Genomic DNA, 6,853 nt, shown 5'->3' on the forward strand with positions numbered 1-6,853 from the left:
AGAGGAACCCGTAGCCCGGGTGCACCGCGTCCGCGCCCGACGCCTCGGCCGCCTTCAGCACCCTCGCCGCGTCCAGGTAGGAGTCGGCGGGGGTCTCGCCCCCCAGGGCGTGCGCCTCCGTCGCGGCGCGCACGTGCGGGGCGTCGCGGTCCGGGTCGGCGTAGACGGCGACGCTGTCGAGCCCGGCGTCCCGGCACGCCCGGGCGATGCGGACCGCGATCTCCCCGCGGTTGGCGATGAGTACCCTGCGCATGGTGGTCTGACCTCTCTGCGGTTCTCGCGTGTGAAGCGGCCCGGCGCCCCCGTCGGCGCGCCCGCCGTCAGGAAGCGGGCACGCCCTCCAGGACCGGCCACCCGTGCGCGGCGGCCTCCGCGCGCATCTCGGCCTGGTCGCCGACCACCACCGGGTGCCCGACCAGCCGGAGCAGGTCCAGGTCGGAGGTGTGGTCGCCGTAGGCGTGGCAGTCGGCGGAGGGGACCCCGAGTTCGGCGATCAGCGACCGGGCGGCCTCGGCCTTGCCGTCGCCGATCATCGAGTGCAGCACCCCGCCCGTGTAGACGCCCTCGCGCTCCTCCAGCCGGGTGCACAGCACGGCGTCGGCCCCCGCGTACTCCGCGATCGGGTCCAGGCAGGCGGTGAACGACCCCGACACCAGCACGGTGTTCAGCCCGTCGGCGCGGTGCCGGCGCAGCGCCGCGAGCACGTCGCCGTGGAACAGCCCGCCCGCCGCCATGCGCTTCTCGAACCACGCCTGGCCGTGCTCGGCGACCTCCTCGGTGGCGTAGCCGGCGAACCGCCGGTAGAACAGCCGGTTGCCCTCCTTGCGCGGCAGACCGGGGGTGAGCAGCGCCTGCGCCTGGTCGCGGAGCCGGTCCTGCTCGGCCTCGCTGTGGCCCACGGCCGCGAGGAAGTAGTCGTAGAAGGCGAACATGCTCTTCAGGGTGATGAGCGTCTCGTCGACGTCGAAGAACGCGAGGGCGCGCGGGGGAGCGGGGGACATGATGCCTCCTGGGGGTGTCGGTCGGGCGGCGTGGGGGAGGGGGATCAGCCGAGCGTAAGGGTGATCTCGGCGACGGCCGCGCCGCTCTGGACGGCGGTCATCCGGTACCCGCCGCCGGTGCCGCGGGCGCAGGACAGCTCCACCGGCGCGTCCAGCTCGGCGAACTTCAGGAACGCGGCGTCCACGCCCAGCAGCGGGCGCGCCGACCCGGGGGCGAGCAGGGCGGCGAGCTGGCGCGCGGCCTCGGTGAACACCATGCCGGGCACGTGGTCGTAGGGGTGGTCGTAGAGGGTGCGGTTGCGGAACGAGCGCGGGCTGAGCACCGCCCGCACGCCGTCGCCGGCGTGCTCGGCGCCGTCGACGACGACGTTGACCGGGACGCGGCGGTGCACCGCGGCCGGGTCGACCGGCGGGCCCGCCGGCTCGGCCGGCAGGGTGAACGCGGTCGGCAGGCCGGCGGGGCCCCGCTGCATCGCCCGCAGCGCCCGGTACTGGTCGCCGGGGGTGCAGGCGACGTCCATGGTGACCCGCCCGAACGGGCGGCCGTCCAGCCGCAGCTCCAGGGCGAACACCAGGCGGCGCAGCCGGCCGCCGCGGCGGCGCCGGTCGGTGACCTCGCCGTCGATGTAGAGCCGGCCGGGGCGCTCCCCGATCGCCAGCGCGCCCGGGTCGCGCACCTCCAGGGTCCACGCCGTGACCATGAACGCGGTCGCGTCCGGCAGGTCCTGGTGGACGTGGCAGGCGTGGGTGACGGCGTGCCGGCAGCTCTCCAGCACCAGCAGCGGGTCGTAGGCGTCGGGCAGGCCGGTGTGGTCGCCGAAGTAGTGGTGGGCCGGGGGCAGCTGGGCGGCCGCGGCGAACCGGGTCTCGTCGACGGCGCGCGAGTCGGTCAGGAAGACCTCGGCCACCGCCCACCGGTGCACGATCGCGCGCGAGACGGTGCGGTCGTAGTCCAGGTCGAGCATCGGCGCGGGTCCGCCGGTCGCCTCGGCCGCGCCCGGCCGGGTGAGGATCTCCATCGTCGTCTCCCATCGGTACTCGTCAGAGGGCCCGCCGCGTGACCCCGGGGGGTGCGGCGGGCGGTGCGCCGCCGGGCGCCCGCGGCCGGGGCCGCCCTGGGCGGCCCCGGCGGAACGGGGGTCAGCCCCGCAGCACGACCAGGCACCCCGCCTGGCCGTCGGGGCCGAGCGCGGTGACCAGGCCGACGCGCTCCCCGGGGGCGCCCCCGCGCCACCGGGCGAGCAGTCCGGCCAGTTGCAGGGACGCCGAGGCGCTGTGGGTCTCGCCGAGCACCGGCTGCACGCGCAGCCGCTCGGGGCCGGCGCCCTCGAACACCTCGCGCAGCGCCCGCTCCTCGGCGGCCGACCAGCCGCGGCGCGCCGCGCCGCCGACCGCCACCACGCCGACGTCGGCGGGGTCGACCTCGCCGGCCTTGAGGGCGTCGCGCACGGCCTCGGCGAGCCGCCGGCCCACGCCGGAGGGGCCGTCGGCCGGGTCGGCGAAACCGAGTTCGCAGGCGAGCAGGCGGGCGAGCGGCCGTTCGGCGCCGCGCCGCAGCAGGGCGATGGCGCCGCCCTCGCCCACCCCGTTGCCGGGCAGCAGCCCGGCGGTGCGCTCCCACGCCCACGCGGTCTGCGCGCTCAGCTCCTCCACGCCGCCCGCCAGGATGAGGTCGGCGTGGTCGTTGAGCAGGCTGTTGCGCGCGTAGCGCAGCGCCGCCAGCCCGGCCACCGGCCCGCCCGCCAGGGTGGCGTTCACCCCGGTGATGCCGAACCGGATCGCGGTCTGCCCGGCCGCCGCGTTCATCAGCGTGCCCGGGAAGTGCGACGGGTTGACCATGTAGGGCCGCTCCTGGACGAAGGTGTCCCGGGTGAACTCGGCCCACCGGCGCACGCTCCCGGCGCCCGTGCCGAGCACGATGCCGGTGCGCGGCCGCTCCTCGTCGGTCAGCGGGCGGTCCAGCAGCTCCAGCGCCTGCCCGCACGCCACCATGGCGAGCTGGTCGGTGCGGCTGAGCCGGCTCAGGCCGCGCTTGCCGAGCCGCTCGGCGGGCCGGAAGTCGGTGACGGCGCGCGCCCCCGACCCCGGGAACGCCTCGCCGCCCGGCGCGTCCGGGCCCTCGGGGGCCGCGGGCGGGGCGGCCGCGCCCCGGCCCAGGGCCTCGGCCAGCGCGTCCAGGCCCACCCCGGCGGGGCTCACGACCCCGCAGCCAACGACGTCGATCGCGGTGACGCTCATGCGGACACCCTTCCGAAGACGGTGATGGCGTTGTTGCCACCGAAGGCGAACCCGTGGTTCTGCACCACGCGCGGGGACGCGTCTCGCCCGGTGCCGGGGACGCAGTCGACGTCGTCGCCGATCTCGGGGTCCACCCGGCGCAGCGTCGCGCTGGGCGGCAGGAACCCGTCGTGGATGGCCGCGCAGCACACCAGCGCGCCGAACCCGGCGGCCGCGCCCATCGTGTGCCCCAGCATCGACTTGATCGAGCTGACGGGCGGCAGCCGGTCGCCGAAGACCTCGCGCAGCGCGGCGACCTCGGTGGTGTCGTTGGCCTGCGTGCCGGTGCCGTGCGCGCACACGTAGTCGACGTCGTCCGCCTTGATGCCGGCGCTGCGGTGCGCCCGGCGGATGGACTCGGCGATCGACGGGGCGTGCGGGTTGGTCATCTGCTTGGCGTCGCAGGTGATGCCGTAGCCCAGCACCTCGGCGTAGATCCGCGCGCCGCGCGCGACGGCCGCGTCGAGCGGCTCCAGCAGCAGCGCCACGCCGCCCTCGGCGGTGACGATGCCGTCCCGGTCGGCGTCGAAGGGCCGCGGCACGGTCTCGGCCAGGGCGCCCAGCCGGTGGAACCCGGCGTGGATGGTCCGGTTGGAGGCGTCGGCGCCCCCGGCCACCCACGCGTCGGCCTCGCCGCTGCGCACCTGGTCGAAGCCGTAGCCGATGGAGTAGTTGCTGGCGGCGCAGGCGGTGCCGACGGTCTGGGCCTCGCCGGTGAGGCCGAGTTCGGCGTTGGCGGCGGCGGCCACCCGGCCGCCGTCGGCCTGCCCGATCTGGGCGGGGTCGAGGGCGTCCAGGCCCTGCTCGACCCACTGCCGGGACAGCCGCACCAGGACGGCCGACTCCCCGTTGGTGCCGAAGCTGCTGCCGGCCCGCATGGCCGACAGCTCGTCGGGGTCGATGCCGGAGTCGGTGACGGCCAGGCGCGCCGCCGCGGCGGCGAACCGGCCGCTCTCGCCCCACTTGTCGGGGTCGATGCGCCGCAGGTGCTCCTCGGGCCGGAAGCCGCGCACCTCGCCGGCCCGCTGGTGGGTGAAGCCGGAGGCGTCGAACGCCTCGATGGGGCTGATGCCGCTGCGCCCCTCGCGGATCGCCGCGGTGAGCGGCCGGGCACCGATGCCCAGGCTGCTCACCGCTCCGAGTCCGGTGACGACGACGCGGCGTCCCGGCCGTTCAGACACCCGTGACCTCCTGGACGGCGTGCTCGGCGGCGATCGCGTAGGCGGTGGGCAGGTCGTCCAGGTCGGTCAGCCGGTCCTGCGGGACGACGATGCCCAGGTCCCGCTCGAAACGCGAGAAAATCTCGATGCTCATGATCGAATCTGCTTCGAAGTCCTCGCTGAAACTGCTCTCCTCGGTGATGGCGTCGGCGTCGACTTCGAGCACATCGGCGATGATCGCGCGGACCTTGTCGCGCAGTTCGGCGGAGAGCGTGATCTCGGTCATACTGAAACCCCATCTTTCCCGGTCGCCCGGCGGGCGAACGCGTGTCGTGCGTGTTCGGAACCGATCCAATCCCGCCGGGGCCGCCGCCACAAGGCGTCCAAAGTGACATGCCGGGTGCCCCGGAAGCGGAATACGAATTGCGTTCCGCCGCGCCGGGGCGGTGCGTCGCCGCCGATTTCGTCCAACTTTTATCGGCGCTTCATCGCGGCGCCCCATGCTCACCTCGCGGTCCCGGGCGGACCGCCGAGCCCGGCCGTACCAAGGAGGCGCTGTGAGGTTCGACCACCCGGTGGGGATCGCGGCCGCCGCCGCGTGGCTGCCCCCAGGCCGCTCGTCCGCCGAGGACGCGGTGGCGCGGCGCGCCATCCGCGCCGCCCAGGCGCGCGAGCTGGCGCACCCCTCGCTGCCCGACGCGGGCGAGGTCGGGGCGCCCGACATGGCGGTCAACGCCGCGGTCGAGGCGCTGCGCATGGCCGGCGCCGACGCCGCCGACGTCGGCTCGGTCTTCCACGCCTGGATGTACTACCAGGGGCACGACCTGTGGTCGCCGGCGCACTACATCGCCGGGCGGATCGGCGCGTCCGCCGCGCTGCCCGTCGGTATCCAGCAGGTGTGCAACGGCGGCTCCACAGCGGTGGAGCTGGCCGCGGTGCGGCTGGCCGCCGCCGACGGCAAGGACTACGCCCTGGTGACCACCGCCGACCGGTTCGGCGGCCCCGGGTTCGACCGGTGGACGGCCGACTACGGGGTGGCCTACGGCGACGCGGGCACCGCCCTGCTGCTGCACGCCCCCGGCGAGACCCCCGACCCGCTGCTGCTGCACGCCGTCGCGACCGTCGCCGTGCCGGAGCTGGAGGCGATGCACCGGGGCGACGACCCGTTCGGCGCCGCCGCCCGCACCCACCGCGACACCGTCGACATGCGCGCCACCAAGCGCGCCTACCTGCGCCGGCACGGCCGCGACGGGTTCGCCGCGACCAACGAGCGGTGCGTCCGCGAGGTCGCCACCGAGGCGCTGCGCGAGGCCGGGCTGCGCCCCGGCGACCCCCGCGTGCGGTGCGCCGTGCTGCCCCGGTTCGGCGCCCGCACGCTGGCGGACTCCTGGCGGCCGATCCTCGCCGAGGTCGTGGGCGCCGAGCTGATCGACCCCGGCCGGGGCACCGGCCACCTGGGCGCGGGCGACGCGGTGGCCGGCGTGGCCGACCTGCTGCGCCGCGGCACCCTGGCCCCCGGCGAGTACGCGCTGGTGTTCAGCGCCGGCGCCGGGTTCACCTGGTCGTGCCTGGTGGTCCAGGCCGCCGGATAGTCCGGCCGCGCGCCGCCCGCGGACCCACGGCGGCGTCAGCACCCCGATCCGATCGAGGAGGGCACCACATGTCCCGTTCCGTGTTCGTCACCGGCGGCAACCGCGGTATCGGCCTGGCCGTCGCCGAGGCGCTGGCCGCCGACGGCGACCGCGTCGCCGTGGGCTACCGCTCCGGTGAGCCGCCCGAGGGGTTCCTCGGCGTCCACTGCGAGGTCACCGACACCGGGTCGGTCAACGCCGCCTTCGACCTGATCGCCAAGGAGCAGGGGCCGGTGGAGGTGCTGGTGGCCAACGCCGGCATCACCCGCGACACGCTCATGCTGCGGATGGACGACGCGACCTTCGACGAGGTGGTGGAGACCAACCTGCGGGGCGTGTTCCGCACGGTGCGCGCGGCGGCCGGGGGCATGCTGGCCGCGCGCCGCGGCCGCATCGTGCTGCTGTCGTCGGCGCTCGGCTTCCTCGGGTCGCCCGGGCAGACCAACTACGCCGCCACCAAGACCGGGCTGCTCGGGCTGGCGCGGTCGCTGGCCTGGGAGATGGGGTCGCGGGGGATCACCGTCAACCTGGTGGCCCCCGGCATCATCGACACCGACATGACCCGCTCGCTCACCGAGCGCCGGATGGACGGCGTCATGAAGATGACCCCCCTGGGGCGTCCGGGGACGCCCCAGGAGGTGGCCGCGGCGGTCCGCTTCCTCGCCAGCGAGGAGGCGTCCTACATCACGGGCGCGGTGCTGCCCGTGGGCGGCGGTATCGGTATGGGTGTGTGAGCGGGGCCGGGCGTGCCGGGTCTGGGTCGTGTTTTTTGAATCATTCCGGG

The 6,853-nt window shown here is 75.8% G+C and carries 8 protein-coding genes; 2 read left to right on the forward strand and 6 right to left on the reverse strand.

Annotated features, from left to right (window positions below):
- From NT8_RS26340 to NT8_RS26365, 6 genes are all read right to left on the reverse strand, one after another.
- Positions 1-253 (reverse strand): biotin carboxylase N-terminal domain-containing protein (locus tag NT8_RS26340; protein WP_281203537.1); only part of this gene is annotated, 253 nt, incomplete at its 3' end.
- Positions 254-320: 67 nt separating this feature from the next.
- Positions 321-1,001, reverse strand: a complete 681-nt coding sequence (locus NT8_RS26345; protein ID WP_067975269.1) for an HAD family hydrolase — start codon at positions 999-1,001, stop codon at positions 321-323.
- A gap of 44 nt (positions 1,002-1,045) precedes the next feature.
- On the reverse strand, positions 1,046-2,020 hold the full coding sequence (locus tag NT8_RS26350; protein WP_067975273.1) for an AfsA-related hotdog domain-containing protein: 975 nt from the start codon (positions 2,018-2,020) through the stop codon (positions 1,046-1,048).
- A 121-nt stretch (positions 2,021-2,141) separates the two neighbouring features.
- On the reverse strand, positions 2,142-3,239 hold the full coding sequence (locus tag NT8_RS26355; protein WP_067975276.1) for a beta-ketoacyl synthase N-terminal-like domain-containing protein: 1,098 nt from the start codon (positions 3,237-3,239) through the stop codon (positions 2,142-2,144).
- Positions 3,236-4,459 carry a beta-ketoacyl-[acyl-carrier-protein] synthase family protein gene (locus NT8_RS26360; RefSeq protein ID WP_067975279.1) on the reverse strand — a complete coding sequence of 408 codons (1,224 nt, stop codon included), beginning with the start codon at positions 4,457-4,459 and terminating at the stop codon, positions 3,236-3,238. The genes NT8_RS26355 and NT8_RS26360 overlap by 4 nt, the downstream gene beginning before the upstream one ends.
- Complete coding sequence (locus NT8_RS26365; RefSeq protein WP_067975288.1) at positions 4,452-4,724, reverse strand: acyl carrier protein; 273 nt, start codon at positions 4,722-4,724, stop codon at positions 4,452-4,454. The genes NT8_RS26360 and NT8_RS26365 overlap by 8 nt, the downstream gene beginning before the upstream one ends.
- 271 nt (positions 4,725-4,995) lie before the next feature.
- Here NT8_RS26365 and NT8_RS26370 point away from each other — a divergent pair, with 271 nt between their 5' ends.
- Together NT8_RS26370 and fabG are read left to right on the forward strand one after the other, a co-directional pair.
- Positions 4,996-6,030, forward strand: a complete 1,035-nt coding sequence (locus tag NT8_RS26370) for a ketoacyl-ACP synthase III family protein (RefSeq protein WP_067975290.1) — start codon at positions 4,996-4,998, stop codon at positions 6,028-6,030.
- 68 nt (positions 6,031-6,098) lie between these two features.
- Complete coding sequence (gene fabG / locus NT8_RS26375; protein WP_067975293.1) at positions 6,099-6,803, forward strand: 3-oxoacyl-ACP reductase FabG; 705 nt, start codon at positions 6,099-6,101, stop codon at positions 6,801-6,803.
- The last annotated feature ends 50 nt before the right edge of the window (positions 6,804-6,853 follow it).

It is taken from the genome of Nocardiopsis trehalosi NBRC 14201, assembly GCF_001552555.1.
Taxonomy (GTDB): Bacteria; Actinomycetota; Actinomycetes; order Streptosporangiales; family Streptosporangiaceae; genus Nocardiopsis_B; species Nocardiopsis_B trehalosi.

What these genes read in the sequence shown, in the direction of transcription:
- fabG (WP_067975293.1), top strand. Translation starts at nt 6,099, where the DNA reads ATGTCCCGTTCCGTGTTCGTCACCGGCGGCAACCGCGGTATCGGCCTG.
- NT8_RS26355 (WP_067975276.1), bottom strand. Translation starts at nt 3,239, where the DNA reads ATGAGCGTCACCGCGATCGACGTCGTTGGCTGCGGGGTCGTGAGCCCC.
- NT8_RS26350 (WP_067975273.1), bottom strand. Translation starts at nt 2,020, where the DNA reads ATGGAGATCCTCACCCGGCCGGGCGCGGCCGAGGCGACCGGCGGACCC.
- NT8_RS26365 (WP_067975288.1), bottom strand. Translation starts at nt 4,724, where the DNA reads ATGACCGAGATCACGCTCTCCGCCGAACTGCGCGACAAGGTCCGCGCG.
- NT8_RS26345 (WP_067975269.1), bottom strand. Translation starts at nt 1,001, where the DNA reads ATGTCCCCCGCTCCCCCGCGCGCCCTCGCGTTCTTCGACGTCGACGAG.